Origin of the sequence: Rothia aerolata (genome assembly GCF_014635585.1) — a bacterium.
GTDB lineage: Bacteria > Actinomycetota > Actinomycetes > Actinomycetales > Micrococcaceae > Rothia > Rothia aerolata.
This window is the reverse complement of sequence record NZ_BMDC01000001.1, coordinates 1,213,985-1,229,260: the sequence shown is the minus strand read 5'-3', so window position 1 is coordinate 1,229,260 and position 15,276 is coordinate 1,213,985. Positions and strand designations below refer to the sequence as shown.

Sequence of the window (15,276 nt, the reverse complement as noted above, 5' to 3'; positions counted from 1 at the left end):
CTCATTGCCAACTTTGCCGATACTGTGAATCGTCTGCGATATACATACGAGACCCATGAAAAGGCGGCTCCGAGGTATACGAACTATGAAATCGCGCGAAAGCGGATTCTCATCGTATGCACTACACTTGCGACTGGCACGTTTGTGACTTCACTTTTCGCGGTGGCTGACTCTAAATCCCCAGGCCCTGTTAGTGTTGGTCTATTTGCTGCGCTCGCAACCTTTGCAGCGTTCATCGGCGATGTGCTCGACTTTTCGCGGAAACAGCAACGGCACAATGAGGTTCCGCTGACTTAGGTGCTGGTTGTCTCTAGCCAATAGCCATAAGACAGGGGTAAACTGAGGAATTTTTAAATAAGCTTCCTAGCCTGGTTTAATCTAAGAATTTACAATGCCTGAAGAGGATAGAGATTTCTATATAAGTCAGTCTCGTTCTGTGGATTGTTTATGTTCAGGCCCATAGATTCCTCCAATTGAAGTACCATCTAATTTTTGCGAAATTTTTGTTGCAACTTCAATGACCATTGGCGCCATCCCCTCAAGATCAGACCATGTCTTTTCCAACGTCAGAACTGAGAAACTAACTGCATGCGTAACTTGTCCCAGGTAGTTACAAATGGGGGCAGCTATGCATCTAATGCCAGGAACATTCTCCTCATCATCAATTGCATACACCTTTTCTCTAACGTCTTCAAGCTCATTAATCAGTCGCTTCTTATCAACGATGGTGTTGGGAGTGAGTCGAGTTAAAGGGTGTGAATCCAAATATGATTCTACGAGTGGGAGACATCTGTAGGCAAGCAATGTTTTGCCAATGCTTGTGGAATGGAGACTTAACCTACCTCAAATTTTTGAAGGCATATAGTACGGTTTAGGAGCCCGCTCGACGCCTATATATAGAGCCTCGGTATGGTTATCAGCGCCCAAATGAACTTGACAGTCTGTCGCAAATGCTGCTTCACGCATCAGTGGCTGGGCATACGAAGAGGTATCAATCTTTTAAACACCTTGCTGGCCTAGGTCAGCGCTGCTCGCCCCGGTAGATAGTTGCCGTTTCCATCTGTTTCTGCAAACTCATGAAAGATCTGCCCTTGAGGCTCGTCAGCCTCATGGGCGCCTTGTAGAGCCGAATGAAGTTGCTCAAGCTGTAGCTTATCTCGCTTCTCCGCATAATGGGTCGACTTCAGGAGTGGCTCTAGCCGTGGATGGGAGTATAGGTACTCCGGCTTCGTCCCATTGGATAGTAGGGAAGCTTGTTTGCAGGAGGGGGGGAAAGTTGCCTTGAAATACGTGGCACGGGTGGGCAGTCCTGGTATGACGCAATCCCTGTTACATATCTCTATATGTTTACCCGCGGCTAGGGGCGGCAGCCTCGGATATTCCGATGGCTCTGACCGGGGTTTCTGACCCCAAGGTCTGTGGCCTTCAAGGCTGGCTGAGCGATGCTATTCCTCACGCAGCGTATGGGGCTGTGGTTGTGAGTGTTATTCGCAAGACTTCTGCTTAGGTAACCGCGCAAAGCCCAACCTTCAGTGCACGGATTTATAACTAGTAAGATCCCTCTCCGATTAGCTGTAGCTGGTCAGAGAGGGACCTTACTGGTTGCAACCCGCTAAACCGCCACGTCTTCTTCCAGCATGGCTGCGCGGTAGGAAAGGAGCTGGCGCTTGAGGGCGTGGGTCTTCTCCCAGGCTGCGCCCAGCAGGAGCACCACCACGGCCAGAATCATCCAGCCGGCTAGAATGCCGAAGCCCGGGCCTGACCCAGCATCGGGGAAGTACTGAATCTGGCGGATGGTCTGAATAAAGCCTGAGCCCACCCAGAAGTTGTGGAGCCAGCCAAAGAAGGCGGGCTGTAGAACAGGCTCGAATACTCCGCCGCTTGAAGTAAAGTTCAGCGCCACGAAAATTGCCGAGAAGGTCAGGGTACTCCAGCGCCGCACCAGGGGATGCAGGCCAATGGTCACTGACAGAACAATCTGCACATAGATAGCGGCAACCAGCCAGATTGCCCACTCGTGGCCTTGGAACATCTGCATGACAAAGCGGGCGAAAAGAAAATCTACGGTTGCGAGCAACAGGCCCAGGGGAACCATCAGGGCTAGACGGCGGCGGTAGGAGTAGGAATTACCGGCCACCGCAATAGCAATGCCCAGTGAATAGGCAGAAACGCTGAGAACCACCAGGAAGAAGAAGCTGTTCTGGCCCGCACTGTCGTACTCATCGAGAGACACCACTTCGCGGGTGGTCATGGGAACGTTGGCCTTTTCTGAAACGGCAGAGAAGATTCGTACCACCACGCCGTTGAGGGTCTCTGAATAGGCCGGTGCTGTCAGAAGTTCGCCTTCGGACTCGCCTGGAACATAGGCGCCGGCGACCTCCATGCGCTCAATGGCGTCTTCAGCCAGGGTCTCTGAGGGGTAGACCTTCACATCTACCTGGTCGCCCAGGGCAGTCTGTATCTGATCGGCAGCCTGAGTGGCTTCTGGGGTTTGGTCCACCACCGCAACCGGAACGTGGTGCGGCTCGGGCTGGTGAAAACCTGCCAGATAGGTGACTGTCATAAACAGACCCATCAATATAGTGGGTAATAGATGGTTTAGAAACGCACTGAGCGGTAGCTTGTCAGAAGAGGAATGGAGAGAGGTCATAACGGCGATATTAGCAGGCTACCTGTTTATTTTGGTCAAAAATACCTTAAATTTGAGGAGAATCTCATGAGCAAGAACAAGCCCGACGACGCTACCACGGCAGATTTGGCACGAGAGCTGGCGGAGTTCTCCCTGGGTCTGAGTAGGGCTCTCCGCCAGGAACAAAACCCCTCAACCGCCCTTTCGATGATGGCGGTCTCTGTTCTTTTCTCCGTCTACGAAAATCCCGGGATCACCACGGCTGAGCTTGCCAGGCAGTACCGCATGGCCCCGCAGTCCATGCGCCCATGGGTGGTTGAGTTGCTCACCAAAGAGATGATTTCTCGAACCTCTGATGACCGGGACAGGCGGGCCCACCGCCTGGCCGTTACCGACTTGGGCAGGGCCTCCCTGGCTGAGGAGAGGGAGCGGCACATGGCTACCCTGACCTCTAATATCAATCAGCACTTTCCCCTAAAAGACCAGACAAGGCTCCTCGAAGCGGTGCGGGAGCTGAAAGTGTTACTCCAGACTACGTAGTTCTCTCACGCCCCGATTTTGCTCAGAGATGTAATAGTGATGCGCACCTCGGCGAGATAGACCTGCCTAGGCGTAGAATAATAGCCGCCCAAATTCCCGAGACCAGAAAGAGCCGCCATGTCGCAGACAGCCCAAGCAACGCCGTCCCGCCCTCAGGCCTGGCTCTGGACCCTGGTCGCCTTCGCTTTCACCAGCCAGACCGCGCTGAACATGGCGCGGCCGCAGATGAGCTACAAGCTGATTGAGATGGGCGCTAACGAAACCCTGATTGGTGCGTTGACCGCCCTCTACGCGCTGGTGCCGGTTTTCCTGGCTATCTGGTTTGGCCGGTACACGCAGCGGGTTAAGAACCTGCGCCACACGGTGATGAACGGCGGCATTCTGATTGGTGTGGGCGCGGCGGTCATGGCTCTGGCCCCCAATATCACCGGCGTTGCTATAGCCAGCGTTCTTCTGGGCTTCGGCCACCTGATTTTTGTGATTGCCTCGCAGGCTTCGGTCACCCGCTACTCCACCGACGCCAGCCTCGATAAGGGTTTTGGCTGGCAGACTGCCGGTATCGCTGCGGGCCAGATGCTGGGCCCCCTGCTGGGTGGTCTGCTGCTGGGCACCAGCACCGGCGGCGACCGCATGCACCTGATTAACCTGGCCCTGTGGGTGGGGGCCGCTTTTGCTATTCTCTCGGTGCCGCTGATGCTCTGGCCGGTGCGCCTGAAAGAGATGCCCGCCCTCACCGCGGAGATTCCGATTACCTCCCAGAACCCGGTGGTTGAGCAGACTGCCACCGTGGAGATCAAGGACGACGCTCGGGCCGACTCCGCGGCGGGCGGCCGGGCGGCGTCGTCCTCCCAAAAGAAGGGCGACCAGAACCCCGGTAAAGCAACCACGGCTAAAATTCTCAAGCGGCACGGGGTGCTCTCCAACATGTTTGCCTCGCTGGGTATGCTGTCGGTGACCGATATTCTGATTTCCTTTATGCCCCTGGTGGGCGAGGCTGTTGGGGTTTCACCTGCCTGGGTTGGAGTGCTGCTGGCGATTCGGTCGGCGGCCACCATTGTCTCCCGCTTCTCACTGTCGAGTCTGGGCCGCCGCTGGAACCGCAGCCAGCTGGTGATTACCTCCCTGCTGGTAAGTTCCGTGCTGATTGCGCTGACTCCGCTGACCCTGGGCAGCGCAGTGGTTTCGGTGATTGCCATGGTAGTAGCAGGCTTCTTCGTGGGAATTGCGCAGCCGCTGACCATGACCATGGTGGTCAAAGAGGTACCCATTTCCTGGCGCTCGCCCGCGCTGGCGGTGCGGCTACTGGGCAACCGCCTGGGCCAGGTGACCATTCCGCTGGTGGCCGGTGCGGTGGCAGCGCCGGTTGGCCCTGCCGGTGCTATCTGGTTTACCTGCCTGCTGATTGGAATCTCGGGGGTAGAGAAGACCGTGAACTACCTGCGCACCGGCCCCACCACCATGGACCTTTAACCGGCTCCGGTAGAATAGTTCCCCATGCAGTGCCCTTACTTTGACGCCAACATTTGCCGCTCCTGCACCCAGATGGGTGTTCCCTACACGCAGCAGGTGCAGGCTAAGGACGCCGAGGCACGCGCACTGCTGAGCCCCTTTGGCGAGATTGACTGGCTAGAGCCGGTGGCCTCTGCTGAAGAGGGTTTTAGGAACAAGGCCAAGATTGTGGTGGCCGGTAGCGTTCAGGAGCCCACCCTGGGTATTGTCAATCCCCGTACCGGAATCGGCTCTGACCTTTCCGAGTGCGGTCTCTACGAACCCGCGCTTTCGGCCATGATGCCGGTTTTCCGCGCCCTGATTCAGCGGGCCCAGCTGACCCCCTACAACATCAAAACTCAAAAGGGGGAGCTGAAGAATATTCTGGTGACCCTCTCGCCCAACGGCGCCTCAATGGTGCGGTTTGTGTTGCGGTCTAAGAAGCTACTTGTGCCGATTCGCCGTGAGATCCAGCGTCTACAGGCTGAGATTCCGGGGCTGACGGTGGTTTCTGTCAATCTGTTGCGCGAGCCGATTGCCCTGGTAGAGGGGGCCGAGGAGATTATCCTCACCGAGGCTCAGACCCTACCCATGCAGCTGAGCGAGCTGAGTCTGCACCTGCGCCCCCAGTCTTTCTTTCAGACCAACACCGCCATTGCCGATGCCCTCTACCATCAGGGCCGGGAGTGGGTGGCGCAGGCTGCCCCGCGCAGCCTGTGGGATCTCTACTGCGGGGTGGGCGGCTTTGGTCTGCACGCGGCTACTGTGCTGGACGGCGCCGCTGAAGTCACCGGTATTGAGGTCAGTTCCGAGGCGATTGCCAGTGCGCAGCGTACGGCGGGCGAGCTCAAACTAGAGAACATGCACTTTGAAGCCGCCGACGCCACCGAGTTTGCGCTGGCGGCGGCACCGGTGGATTATCCTGAGCTGCTGGTGGTGAACCCGCCCCGTCGAGGCATAGGCGAGAAGCTGGCTGACTGGGTTCAAACCAGTGGAATTCAGACGGTGATCTATTCCAGCTGCAACGTCAGATCCCTGGCCAAAGACCTTGAGTGTATGCCCGGCTTTAGGGTGGCTAAGGCCCGGGTGCTGGATATGTTCCCCCAGACGAACCACTATGAAGTGATTACTTTGCTTGAACGCAAAAAATAGAAATGGTAGCGGGTTATTTCAATATTTAGCTTTCTCTGTGAGTAATATAATCAACAAAGCAACCGCAATTTGTGGAAGATACCTACCAAGATTAGGGGAAAAGTGAGCTCGACACCGCAAAAGCAAGACCGCCGTGTTCGCCGCACTCAGAAAGCGATTGAGCAGGCTTTTGCAGAGCTGATGGCAACCAAGGATATTAACTCCATTACCGTCAGCGAGCTGGCTGAGAAGGCCGATATTCACCGTGCCACTTTCTACTCCCACTATTCCGATATTCCCTCCCTCTACGAGACCATTCAGAAATCTGTGGTGGCGGGGCTAGAGACGATCGTTGCTCCCGACCCTGAGCGCGGTAAGAACATGAACGGCGAAGAGGTCTTTGGCATGATGGTCGATTATGTCTACGACCGCAAAGAGATCTTTAAAATGCTGCTGACCCGTTCCAGCACCCGGGAGTTTTTTGAGGAGCTCGCCCACCTGTTTGAGACTCTTTACCTGGAGATTTTCTGGAGCGACGTTACCGATGACATCACCCGCGATGACCTTCAGGTGCTGGCCAAGTACCATGTCTCAGGCTGTATTGCGGTGATTAACGACTGGGCCGAGAAGAACTTTGCCGATTCTCCCGAGCGCGTGATCCAGACCCTGGCTGTGGTTGATAGTCACTTCGATAAGCTCATGTATCGGGTGACCAAGTCTGAGACCTCAATATTTGATAGCTAAAGTTTTTTCTTTGACGAACGCCTCTACCGTCGGTTTCGCGGTAGAGGCGTTTTCAGTAGTACCGTAGAGGGGTCAGTCTTATTTGTCAGAGGAAAGGAAAACCGTGCCGGAGAATCAGCAACAGAGCACGTTTGCTCCCTTTCTTCTTTCCACCCCGCAGCACAGCGTGCGGGCTCACGGGGCAATGCAGCAGGTTGATGCTACCGAGGCGCTAGCCGTTGCCCGCCAGCGGGGCAGCGGAGTGGTGGGCCTGGTGCCCTTCCATCCAGACCGGCCTGCGCAGCTGATGGTTCCCGAGCATCTGGAAATTTCTGCACCGCTGGCCGGGAAAGAGACTCAGCTACCCCAGCCTGACTCCGTAGAGGGAATAGATAACCCCGACTTTCGCGCGGCGGTGGCGGCAGCCGTGGCGAGAATGAATGACGGCGAGCTCGATAAGGTGGTGCTCTCCCGTCTACTGTGTGCCCACTACGGGCAGGGCGCTCCCGCACCCCGGGAGATTTTCAACAATCTTCTGGTGCAGCAGCCCCGCGCCTACGTTTTCTCGGCGAAACTGCCCGGCTCCGACTCCTATCTCATGGGGGCCTCACCCGAGCTGGTCTTCAGCACCGAAAACAGCGAATTTACCACCTTCCCACTGGCCGGAACCGCCGCCCGCGAGGCAGAGATTGGCTCCACCGACGACGCTCAGATTGGTGAAGAGCTGATGCGCTCGCCCAAAGACCGCGCCGAGCACTCCACCGTGGTAGACGATATTCGTACCCGCCTGCTTCCCCTGTGCGAAGACATCGCTGTGCCCGCCGTGCCCCAGCTGGTGGCAACCCCGCAGCTGTGGCACCTGGGCACCAAGATTACCGGGCGACTCAGCGAGGGGCTGAGCTCCCTGGACGGCGCTCGGGCAATTCACCCGACCCCGGCGATTTGTGGTTTCCCCGGCGACCGGGCTCTGAAGCTGATCGAAGAGCTTGAGGACTTTGACCGCGGCTTCTTCGGCGGTCTGGTGGGCTGGATGGACTCCCGAGGCAACGGCGAATGGGCGCTGGTGCTGCGCTGTGCTGAAATCAGCTCGACGACCGCCACCCTCTTTGCCGGGGCAGGAATCATCGCTGCCTCCACCCCCGCCGGGGAGCACGCCGAGACCGGCAACAAGTTCGGCTCCTTTGGCAAGGCGCTGGGCATTACCACCCGCTAGCTTGCCTCGATAATCCTCTTGACCTCCAGCGGGGTGGTCACCGGGTGGAGCTTAAGTTCCAGCGGGCGGTCGAGCGCCACCGCAATAAAGTATTCGCCCTGCACCTGCCAGCCCACCCAGAACTCCTGGGCTTCTTGGCCGGCAAGAGTGAGGACGCCGCGGGTCGAGAAACCTGCCACGGCGGCTGGGTCGCGGGGAAAGTCTTGGGGGCTAAACTCCACCGCGTCAGGCCCGGCGACCAGGCCGTGACCGGTCGCCTTCAACACCGCCTCTTTGCCGGTCCAGAGGAGAAGCCGCAGTAGCTGGGCGGTCTCCCTATCAAGTGCTTCAACAGCGGTGGTTTCCGCCTCGGTGAGAGCTACCCGGTCAAAACCGTCTAAAAAGTTACCGCGCAACCGCTCGATATCCGCACCCAGCCGGGCGGCGCCGTCCTCGGTCATATCCCCGCTGGTAAGAGCACCCGCCACCATACCGGTGGTACGCGACATGCTGAGGTTCACCCCGGCAATGAGGGGCTTGCCGTGCTCGCTGCTGTTCCGGCAGACACGGCAGCTACGGTCTACCGGAATGTCGGCTGCGGCGGTGGGCCTAACCCCCAGGGCAGAGGCGGCCATAGCGCGCATGAGGGTCTGCTGGGCTGCGTAGAGGGTGGCATCATCGGCACTGCGGTACTCGGCGGCCTTCATCTGCTCGGCAATCCCCACAAAAGAAAGCCAATTGACGCCGTGCCCGGAACGCAAAACAGCAGAGGGCATCACAAAAACATCAACCTGCTGAGCGTGCGAAGAAGCCATACCCGCTATCTTACAGGCGCCCGGGTACTCGCGGTTTGGGCGCTCGCTACCGGCGCGTTTATTCTTGAACTATGGCTCAGTACCTGATTGACGCACCGGCGCCACCCCTGCCGAACCTAGAATTTGTCTATACCGGCATGGACGATCCGCGGGCCGCCTTCATGCTCGCTGACCTGCAGGGCGAATACGACCGGCTCTACCCCTCTCAGGCCCGGGCAGCCGAGGAAGATAAGGAAATCAATTCCTACCCCGCCTCCGCCTTTAGCCCCGAAGAGGGCGGCGCCTTTCTGCTGGTGCTCAGCGGGGGAGAAGCCGTTGCCGGGGGTGCCCTCATGCGCACCCACGATAGCCTGGCACTTGAAAACTCAGCGGAGTTCAAGCGGATCTGGACCCACCCGAAGTTCCGGGGCCTGGGGCTTTCAAAGTACCTGCTGGCCGAACTCGAAAACCAGGCAGCCCGCATGGGCTACGACCACGTTTTTCTCACCACCGGTCCCAAACAGCCCGTCGCGGTGGCGCTCTACCGGGCAACCGGCTACGCCCACCGGCAGGCTGAGACCCCCGCAGGATTTCCCTTCCACGCTTTTCAAAAACCCCTGAGCGAGCACCGGCGGGCGCTCAATCTTGAACTCACCCCAGAACCCCAGGAGTAACTGTGACCGACCAGAAACCGATTATTGCAGCCGCAGACGGCTCCGCCCTGGGCAACCCCGGCCCGGCGGGCTGGGCATGGTACATCGATAAAGACCACTGGGCCTCTGGCGGCTGGAAAAAGGGCACCAACAACATGGGCGAGCTCAAGGCGGTGCTGGATCTTTTCGAGTCCACCGCTCATGTGGCTGACCGCCCCCTGCATATCTTCTGCGATTCCAAGTACACCATTGATTCCATCACCAAGTGGATGCCCGGCTGGAAGAAGAAGGGCTGGAAGAAGTCAGACGGCAAGCCGGTGCTGAACCAGGACCTCATGAAGGCGCTAGACCGGGCTATTTCAGGCCGCACATACACCTTTGAGTGGGTCAAGGGCCATGCCGGTCATGAGCTCAACGAAATCGTAGACGAGCTGGCCCGGGCTGCCGCCACCGCCTATAAAAAGGGAGAGGCTCCTGAGGCTGGCCCCGGGTTCGGGGAAGACCGGGACTCTGCGAGCTCGGCGGGTTCTGAAGAGGCGGTGGACTTCTCTTTCGACTCCTTTGACTCTGACTCGACAGCGAGCACCGGCGATGCGGTGGAGGACTCTGACCGGGCTGAGGAAGAAGAGCACAGCGCCCGCATCGCCGAGATTGGCCCTGAGCGTCTAGCTGCCCATCAGGAGGATCTGCTGCTGCGCAAAGAGGTCTACACCGATGAGCAGAAGCTCGATTCTCTGCTCACCGAGGATTTCTGCTGGATTACTCCTGCTGGCCGCACCGCTGACCGGGCTACGGTTCTGGAGCACCGGGAGAGGGCTTTTGTTTCGGTGGGGGAGCCGGAGCCGGTGAGCGCCCAGCTTTTGGGTGAGTCTGCGGCGCTGGTTGTCTCACGGGTGACGACGCCGCGCGGGCAGGTGCTGCGTTCTAGCGTGTGGGTGCGGGAGAACTACCGCAACGAGATTGGTGCCTGGCTGCTGCACTTCCGCCAGGAGACGGCCTGCTAACCCCTCCCCAAAATGCTCAGGAGCCGGCTTCTGTGCAAAATGCCGCTTAGTGAACGGCTCCGTGCACAGAACCTGGCTTCTGAGCGAGAACCTACCCCAGGAACATCGCCGCGTTCGCCGACTCGGTATCGGCGTAGTTTACCCCTGCCCGGGAGAGCGCCTCGTTAATCTGGGCAATGGAGTCCTCTACCTGGCGCTGGGTAGCGCGCCAGCTATTGAGCACACCCTGAAAGTTCACCGATGCTGAACCAGTCCAGGAGTTCTGCAAATCCTGCAGGGAGGCGGTCAACCCGTTGACCTCTGAAACAATCGCATCAACCTGAGCCCGCGCAGCAGCGCTTTTTGCAGCGATAATATCGGAATCAACAACAAACTGAGCCATAATCTTTCTCCTCAAATCTAGAGTTTGATAACTCTTGATAGTTTTTACCGCAAATTAATTCTTGCGGTTGCTCTAAGACTAGGGCAGAAAAGAAGAGAAAAGAGGGCCTCAAACAAATCTGTGGATAACCACCGCCCCAGCGGGCTAAAAAATGGTTATCCACAGCAGCCGGGTGTACAGTTTGGCCGACTTATCCACATATAAGACCGAAAGTTACGCCTTCTCGCAGAGCGGGAAGCGCAGGGCAAAGGTGGCACCGCCACCGGGAGTCTCAAGAATCTCCACGCTACCGTCGTGCTGTTCCACGATACCGGCCACAATGGAAAGACCCAGACCGGTGCCGCCGGTTTCCCTGGTGCGGGAGGTATCGGCTCGGTAGAAGCGCTCAAAAACCCGCTGGCGTTCTTCCCCGTGAATACCGGGGCCGTGGTCGCGTACCTGAACCTCGGCAAGCCGGGTGCCGTCGTCCTGAACAGAAGTTCCCACCGCAATCTCCAGCGGGGAGCCCTCGGGGGTGTAGCGCAGGGCGTTGGTCATCAGGTTGGCAACCACCTGGCGCAGGCGCATCTCATCGCCGTAGACCAGTGCCTCGGTGGGTTCAGCGCCGTCCTGTAAGCCCACCACCTCAACCTCGCGGTCGGGGGCGGTTGCGAAAGCATCGTTGGAGGCGTCGGTGGCGATAGAGAGCAGGGAAACCTGCCTGTTCTCGGTTTCCCGTCGCTCGTCAATGCGGGCCAGGGTGAGCAGGTCTTCCACTAGCTGGCCCATGCGCTTAGACTCCGCTTCAATGCGGCTCATGGCGCTTGCTACCGCTTCTTCATTGGGCAGGGCTCCCTGGCGGTAGAGCTCAGAATAACCGCGAATAGAGACCAAGGGGGTACGCAACTCGTGGGAGGCATCGCCCACAAAGCGGCGCATCTTCACCTCGGAGCGTTTCTGGGCGTCAAAGGCTTTCTCAATCTGAGAGAGCATCTTGTTCAGAGAAACCGAGAGGTGGCCAATCTCAGTGTAGGGGTTGTAGTTGTTCATACGCTGGGTGAGGTCACCGGCGGCGATTCGGGCCGCGGTGCGCTCTACCTGAGCCAGGGGCTCAAAGGTGCGGGTGACCATCACCCAGCTCAGGGCAATCGAGGCAAAGAGGGTTGCCAGACCAAAGGTGAGGGTCAACAGCGCCACCAGGGTTGCCGAGGCATTCATCTGGGTGAGTGGGGTAGCAACCAAAACCGAATATTCGGTGCCGCCGGCCTTGACCCGCATGGGCATCACCCGCCACTGGGTAGCGCCCGACTGAGAATCAACGGTAATTCCAGAGCCCGAGTACTTCGAGACAGTCTCGGCATTCCAGTCGGTAATGGTAGGGGTAGAGTCGTCAGACCGAATACTGGTAATTGAGTTGAGAATCGCCCCGTTATCATCGAGCAGGTAGGCCTGAAAACGAATCAGCGGCCCGTCTGAGGGAAGCTCCCGGTTGGTAATCATATAGCTCACCAGCGCCGGGGTGTTGGAACGCATTTCGTCATCAATCTGGTTGGTCATCTGCCCGCGCAGGGCAGAAATCGCCACCAGCGAGGTCACCGAAATCGCCAGCGCCAGCAACAGACCGGTTAAAAGAACCAACTGGGTTCGCAGTGAAAGCGCACCCAGCTGGCCAAAAGTTTTTTTGATTCTCTCCACGATTTACTTTGAAGTACGCAGCAGGTAACCCACACCGCGCTTGGTGTGAATCAGGGGCTGCTGATCGGGAACGTTATCGATCTTACGGCGCAGGTAAGAGATGTAAGACTCCACAATGGAGGCATCGCCGTTGAAGTCGTATTCCCACACGTGGTCAAGAATTTGCGCCTTGGAGAGCACCCGGTTGGGGTTGAGCATCAGGTAGCGCAGCAGCTTGAACTCGGTGGGGGAAAGGTCGATCTCGCGGTCGCCGCGGAAAACCTCGTGGGCGTCGTCGTCCAGCACCAAATCCCCCACGCGCAGGCGGGAGTCGTCGAGTTCGGTCTGCTGGGTACGGCGCAGGACGGCGCGGATGCGGGCCACGACCTCGTCCAGGCTGAAGGGCTTGGTGACGTAGTCATCGCCGCCCACGGTCAAACCGGTGACCTTGTCTTCGGTGTCGTCTTTAGCGGTCAAAAACAGCACGGGGAAAAGCCGCCCCGCAGCGCGCAGCTTGCGGGTGACGGTGAAGCCATCGAGGTCGGGCATCATGACGTCGAGAACCGCCAGGTCGGGGTTCTCGGTTTCTGCCTTCTCTAGGGCCTCGCGACCATTAGAAGCGGTGACTACCTCGAACCCGGCAAAGCGCAAAGAGGTTGCCAATAGCTCAAGAATGTTCGGTTCGTCGTCTACTACCAGTAGTTTTGCTTCAGGTTGATTAGTGTTCACGGTTAGTATTCTGCTCTCTAAACCTGAGTGCTGGCTGAATCTTTAACGAGTGCCAGCTGGTGAACCCGATGCCCGGCGCCGTAGCACCGACAGAATCATCACAATCACCAGCAGCAGAAGCGCCAGCGGCACCAGCAGTAGCGAAAGCTGGGTGAGAATATGCGGTGCGGAACCGGTGGCCCACATCAGAAGCAACATCACCACCCCGGAGGCCACGCCGATAATCGCGCAGAGACCCCCGAGAGCTCCCAGGAATCGAATGGCTGAGGTAAAGGGTAGGTTGTTTTGGACCGGTGCCACGATGATCACTCCAGGGCTGTGCGGAAATATCTTTAGTTTCTCTCTCAAATATATCTAGCGAACCGCGAAATCTGACAATTGCTGGCGACCTGAGAATAAAAGCCTGTTTTAATAGAGAGTATGTCTACGGATACTATTGCTACTTCTGAACCACAGAATGATACTGAGCCCACTCTGGGTGCGGTGACCAAGCGTCGTCGCACCACCAAGGTTGATCCGGTTCTTGCCGAAGCCATTGACGTTGCCCGCGCGGGAATTCTTGAGATTACCACCGAGACTTCGATTGGCTCTGTGCACCATCTGCGTGGTGAGGAAGAGCGGCTGACCACCCACCTCTTTGAGTGCACCCTGCCCGGCTACCGCGGCTGGTTCTGGTTCGCCACTCTCTCGCGGGCACCGCGGTCGAAGCGGGCAACTATTTGCGAGGTAGGGCTTCTGCCCGGGGACGACGCTCTGCTGGCTCCCGCCTGGGTGCCCTGGGCGGAGCGCCTGAAGAATATCGCTCCCGCTGATCTTGAGGAGCTGGAGGGGTTGGACGACGCTGAGGAAGCTGACGAAGAATAAGAGCTAGTCGAGAGGGTTGATGGTTACGAGTCAAGGTCAAAGCTATCCTGCAAGTGGCCCGGCGCCGGTGGTGGGGAAATCTCCCATGTTTAGGTCGCTGTGGATTTTCAACTACCGCATTTGGTTTATCGGGGCGCTGGTTTCTAATATCGGCACCTGGATGCAGCGTACCGCCCAGGACTGGCTGGTTTTCAACGAGCTTTCTGACCACGATTCAACCCGCATGGGCATTGTGATGGCCCTGCAACTCGGCCCCCAGCTCTTTCTCGCGCCCTACGCCGGGGTGATTGCAGACCGGGCGAACCTGCGAAAACTTCTGCTCTTTACCCAGTCTGCCATGGGACTGCTGGCTCTGGGATTGGGGCTGCTGGTGGTTACCGACTGGGTGGAGATTTGGCACGTCTATATCTTTGCCCTGGCCCTAGGCGTTGTGTCTTCCCTTGACGCCCCGGTGCGGCAGACCTTTGTCTCCCAGCTGGTCTCTGACCAGGATCTTCCCAACGCTGTGGCGCTGAATTCCACCTCCTTTAACTCTGCCCGCCTCATCGGCCCCGCCCTGGCAGGTGTGATGGTGGTGGCTATCGGCACCGGCCCGGTCTTTCTCAGCAACACGGTTACCTTCCTCGCCATGATTGCGGCCATTCTGGCTATTAGAAATGACCAACTGCGGGTGATGCCCCGCTCTAAGAAGGGCGCGGGCCGCATGAGGGACGGCTTTGCCTACCTCAAATCCCGGCCAGACATTGTGACCGTGATGGTGGCGGTCTTTTTGATTGGCACCTTCGGCATGAACTCCGCCCTGCACATTGCCGCCATGGCAACTACCGAATTTGGCCAGGGCGCGGGCGAGTTCGGCCTGCTCAATTCGGTGATGGCCATCGGTTCGGTGGCCGGAACCCTGCTGGCGGCCCGGCGAGACCGCCCGCGGCTGAGGTTCATCTACGCTGCGGCGGCCGGCTTTGGCCTCTGCTCTTTCCTGGCGGCAATCTCGCCCAACATTTACTTCTTCGGCCTGGCGCTGATTCCCTCGGGCCTTGCCCTGCTAACCATTGCCACCTCGGCCAACGCCTATATTCAAATCACCACCGAGCCCGAAATGCGGGGCCGAGTGATGAGCATCTACATGGCGCTCTTTATCGGCGGCACCCCGCTGGGGGCCCCTCTGGTGGGCCTGGTCAATGACCTCTTTGGCGCTCGCTGGGGCCTGGGTTTTGCCACGGCTTCGGGCCTGCTGGCTGCGGCGGTGGGCCTGGGCTGGTACTACCGCTCCCAGCACCTGCACCTGAGCTTTGACCGCTCTGCTAAGACCAAGTTTGTTCTGCGGCGCGAGGTGCTAGACAAAGAAGAAACCGGCGATTCCGAAGAACCGCCGGTCACCACGGCCGCTATTGAGGTGCAGCAACCTCGCTAGTTAAGAAACATACAGGCTGAAGTGGGTACGCTGGCTGGCAACTGGCATCGGGGCTGGCGTTTAAGGGAGGTTGCCAGCCAGCG

Annotated in this window: 16 protein-coding genes and 2 pseudogenes; 11 read left to right on the top strand and 7 right to left on the bottom strand. The window is 58.3% G+C overall.

The window, feature by feature from the left end; all coding sequences use genetic code 11:
* Positions 1–24 precede the first annotated feature (24 nt).
* Positions 25–297 (top strand): hypothetical protein, encoded by a 273-nt coding sequence (locus IEV00_RS11245; protein WP_373868232.1) that lies wholly within the window; start codon positions 25–27, stop codon positions 295–297.
* A 126-nt stretch (positions 298–423) separates the two neighbouring features.
* Here IEV00_RS11245 and IEV00_RS05525 read toward each other — a convergent pair.
* A pseudogene (locus IEV00_RS05525) lies at positions 424–828 on the bottom strand (IclR family transcriptional regulator); the annotation flags it as partial.
* 250 nt (positions 829–1,078) lie between these two features.
* Here IEV00_RS05525 and IEV00_RS05520 point away from each other — a divergent pair.
* Positions 1,079–1,244, top strand: a pseudogene (locus IEV00_RS05520) (SDR family oxidoreductase); the annotation flags it as partial.
* 368 nt (positions 1,245–1,612) lie between these two features.
* On the opposite strand, the gene IEV00_RS05515 reads toward IEV00_RS05520, so the two are convergent.
* A complete protein-coding gene (locus IEV00_RS05515; RefSeq protein WP_188359264.1) occupies positions 1,613–2,563 on the bottom strand; it encodes an ABC-2 transporter permease in 951 nt (316 codons plus the stop codon).
* Positions 2,564–2,716: 153 nt separating this feature from the next.
* Between IEV00_RS05515 and IEV00_RS05510 the strand changes: the two genes are divergently transcribed.
* The 5 genes from IEV00_RS05510 (at position 2,717) to IEV00_RS05490 (ending at position 7,724) form a co-directional block, all read left to right on the top strand.
* The gene (locus tag IEV00_RS05510) at positions 2,717–3,169 is read left to right on the top strand and encodes a MarR family winged helix-turn-helix transcriptional regulator (RefSeq protein WP_188359263.1); all 453 of its coding nucleotides are present in this window, start codon (positions 2,717–2,719) and stop codon (positions 3,167–3,169) included.
* Positions 3,170–3,286: 117 nt separating this feature from the next.
* Positions 3,287–4,639 carry an MFS transporter gene (locus tag IEV00_RS05505; protein WP_188359262.1) on the top strand — a complete coding sequence of 451 codons (1,353 nt, stop codon included), beginning with the start codon at positions 3,287–3,289 and terminating at the stop codon, positions 4,637–4,639.
* A gap of 24 nt (positions 4,640–4,663) precedes the next feature.
* Complete coding sequence (gene rlmC, locus IEV00_RS05500) at positions 4,664–5,809, top strand: 23S rRNA (uracil(747)-C(5))-methyltransferase RlmC (RefSeq protein WP_188359261.1); 1,146 nt, start codon at positions 4,664–4,666, stop codon at positions 5,807–5,809.
* A gap of 102 nt (positions 5,810–5,911) precedes the next feature.
* Positions 5,912–6,532, top strand: coding sequence for a TetR/AcrR family transcriptional regulator (locus IEV00_RS05495; RefSeq protein WP_188359260.1), 621 nt, complete (start codon positions 5,912–5,914; stop codon positions 6,530–6,532).
* A gap of 103 nt (positions 6,533–6,635) precedes the next feature.
* Positions 6,636–7,724, top strand: a complete 1,089-nt coding sequence (locus IEV00_RS05490) for an isochorismate synthase (RefSeq protein ID WP_229723077.1) — start codon at positions 6,636–6,638, stop codon at positions 7,722–7,724.
* On the opposite strand, the gene IEV00_RS05485 is transcribed toward IEV00_RS05490, so the two are convergent.
* The gene (locus IEV00_RS05485; protein ID WP_188359259.1) at positions 7,721–8,518 is read right to left on the bottom strand and encodes a 4'-phosphopantetheinyl transferase family protein; all 798 of its coding nucleotides are present in this window, start codon (positions 8,516–8,518) and stop codon (positions 7,721–7,723) included. The genes IEV00_RS05490 and IEV00_RS05485 overlap by 4 nt on opposite strands.
* A 71-nt stretch (positions 8,519–8,589) precedes the next feature.
* Between IEV00_RS05485 and IEV00_RS05480 the strand changes: the two genes are divergently transcribed.
* Positions 8,590–9,171 (top strand): GNAT family N-acetyltransferase, encoded by a 582-nt coding sequence (locus IEV00_RS05480; protein WP_188359258.1) that lies wholly within the window; start codon positions 8,590–8,592, stop codon positions 9,169–9,171.
* A gap of 2 nt (positions 9,172–9,173) precedes the next feature.
* Positions 9,174–10,154: a ribonuclease HI family protein gene (locus tag IEV00_RS05475; protein WP_229723076.1), complete on the top strand. Its 981-nt coding sequence runs from the start codon at positions 9,174–9,176 to the stop codon at positions 10,152–10,154.
* Positions 10,155–10,245: 91 nt separating this feature from the next.
* Here IEV00_RS05475 and IEV00_RS05470 read toward each other — a convergent pair whose 3' ends face one another.
* The 4 genes from IEV00_RS05470 to IEV00_RS05455 form a co-directional block, all read right to left on the bottom strand.
* Complete coding sequence (locus tag IEV00_RS05470) at positions 10,246–10,536, bottom strand: WXG100 family type VII secretion target (protein ID WP_188359257.1); 291 nt, start codon at positions 10,534–10,536, stop codon at positions 10,246–10,248.
* A gap of 213 nt (positions 10,537–10,749) precedes the next feature.
* Complete coding sequence (locus IEV00_RS05465) at positions 10,750–12,210, bottom strand: sensor histidine kinase (RefSeq protein ID WP_229723075.1); 1,461 nt, start codon at positions 12,208–12,210, stop codon at positions 10,750–10,752.
* A 3-nt stretch (positions 12,211–12,213) separates the two neighbouring features.
* Positions 12,214–12,918: a response regulator transcription factor gene (locus tag IEV00_RS05460; protein ID WP_188359256.1), complete on the bottom strand. Its 705-nt coding sequence runs from the start codon at positions 12,916–12,918 to the stop codon at positions 12,214–12,216.
* Positions 12,919–12,960: 42 nt separating this feature from the next.
* Positions 12,961–13,218, bottom strand: a complete 258-nt coding sequence (locus tag IEV00_RS05455) for a hypothetical protein (RefSeq protein ID WP_229723074.1) — start codon at positions 13,216–13,218, stop codon at positions 12,961–12,963.
* A gap of 120 nt (positions 13,219–13,338) precedes the next feature.
* Here IEV00_RS05455 and IEV00_RS05450 point away from each other — a divergent pair, with 120 nt between their 5' ends.
* Both IEV00_RS05450 and IEV00_RS05445 read left to right on the top strand, forming a co-directional pair.
* Positions 13,339–13,782 (top strand): DUF3027 domain-containing protein, encoded by a 444-nt coding sequence (locus IEV00_RS05450; protein WP_188359255.1) that lies wholly within the window; start codon positions 13,339–13,341, stop codon positions 13,780–13,782.
* Positions 13,783–13,867: 85 nt separating this feature from the next.
* Entirely contained in the window at positions 13,868–15,193 is a 1,326-nt protein-coding gene (locus tag IEV00_RS05445) for an MFS transporter (RefSeq protein ID WP_188359254.1), read from the top strand.
* Positions 15,194–15,276: the final 83 nt, after the last annotated feature.

What these genes read in the sequence shown, in the direction of transcription:
- IEV00_RS05445 (WP_188359254.1), top strand. Translation starts at nt 13,868, where the DNA reads ATGTTTAGGTCGCTGTGGATTTTCAACTACCGCATTTGGTTTATCGGG.
- IEV00_RS05480 (WP_188359258.1), top strand. Translation starts at nt 8,590, where the DNA reads ATGGCTCAGTACCTGATTGACGCACCGGCGCCACCCCTGCCGAACCTA.
- IEV00_RS05515 (WP_188359264.1), bottom strand. Translation starts at nt 2,563, where the DNA reads ATGACAGTCACCTATCTGGCAGGTTTTCACCAGCCCGAGCCGCACCAC.
- IEV00_RS05485 (WP_188359259.1), bottom strand. Translation starts at nt 8,518, where the DNA reads ATGGCTTCTTCGCACGCTCAGCAGGTTGATGTTTTTGTGATGCCCTCT.
- IEV00_RS05450 (WP_188359255.1), top strand. Translation starts at nt 13,339, where the DNA reads ATGTCTACGGATACTATTGCTACTTCTGAACCACAGAATGATACTGAG.
- rlmC (WP_188359261.1), top strand. Translation starts at nt 4,664, where the DNA reads ATGCAGTGCCCTTACTTTGACGCCAACATTTGCCGCTCCTGCACCCAG.
- IEV00_RS05505 (WP_188359262.1), top strand. Translation starts at nt 3,287, where the DNA reads ATGTCGCAGACAGCCCAAGCAACGCCGTCCCGCCCTCAGGCCTGGCTC.
- IEV00_RS05470 (WP_188359257.1), bottom strand. Translation starts at nt 10,536, where the DNA reads ATGGCTCAGTTTGTTGTTGATTCCGATATTATCGCTGCAAAAAGCGCT.
- IEV00_RS05510 (WP_188359263.1), top strand. Translation starts at nt 2,717, where the DNA reads ATGAGCAAGAACAAGCCCGACGACGCTACCACGGCAGATTTGGCACGA.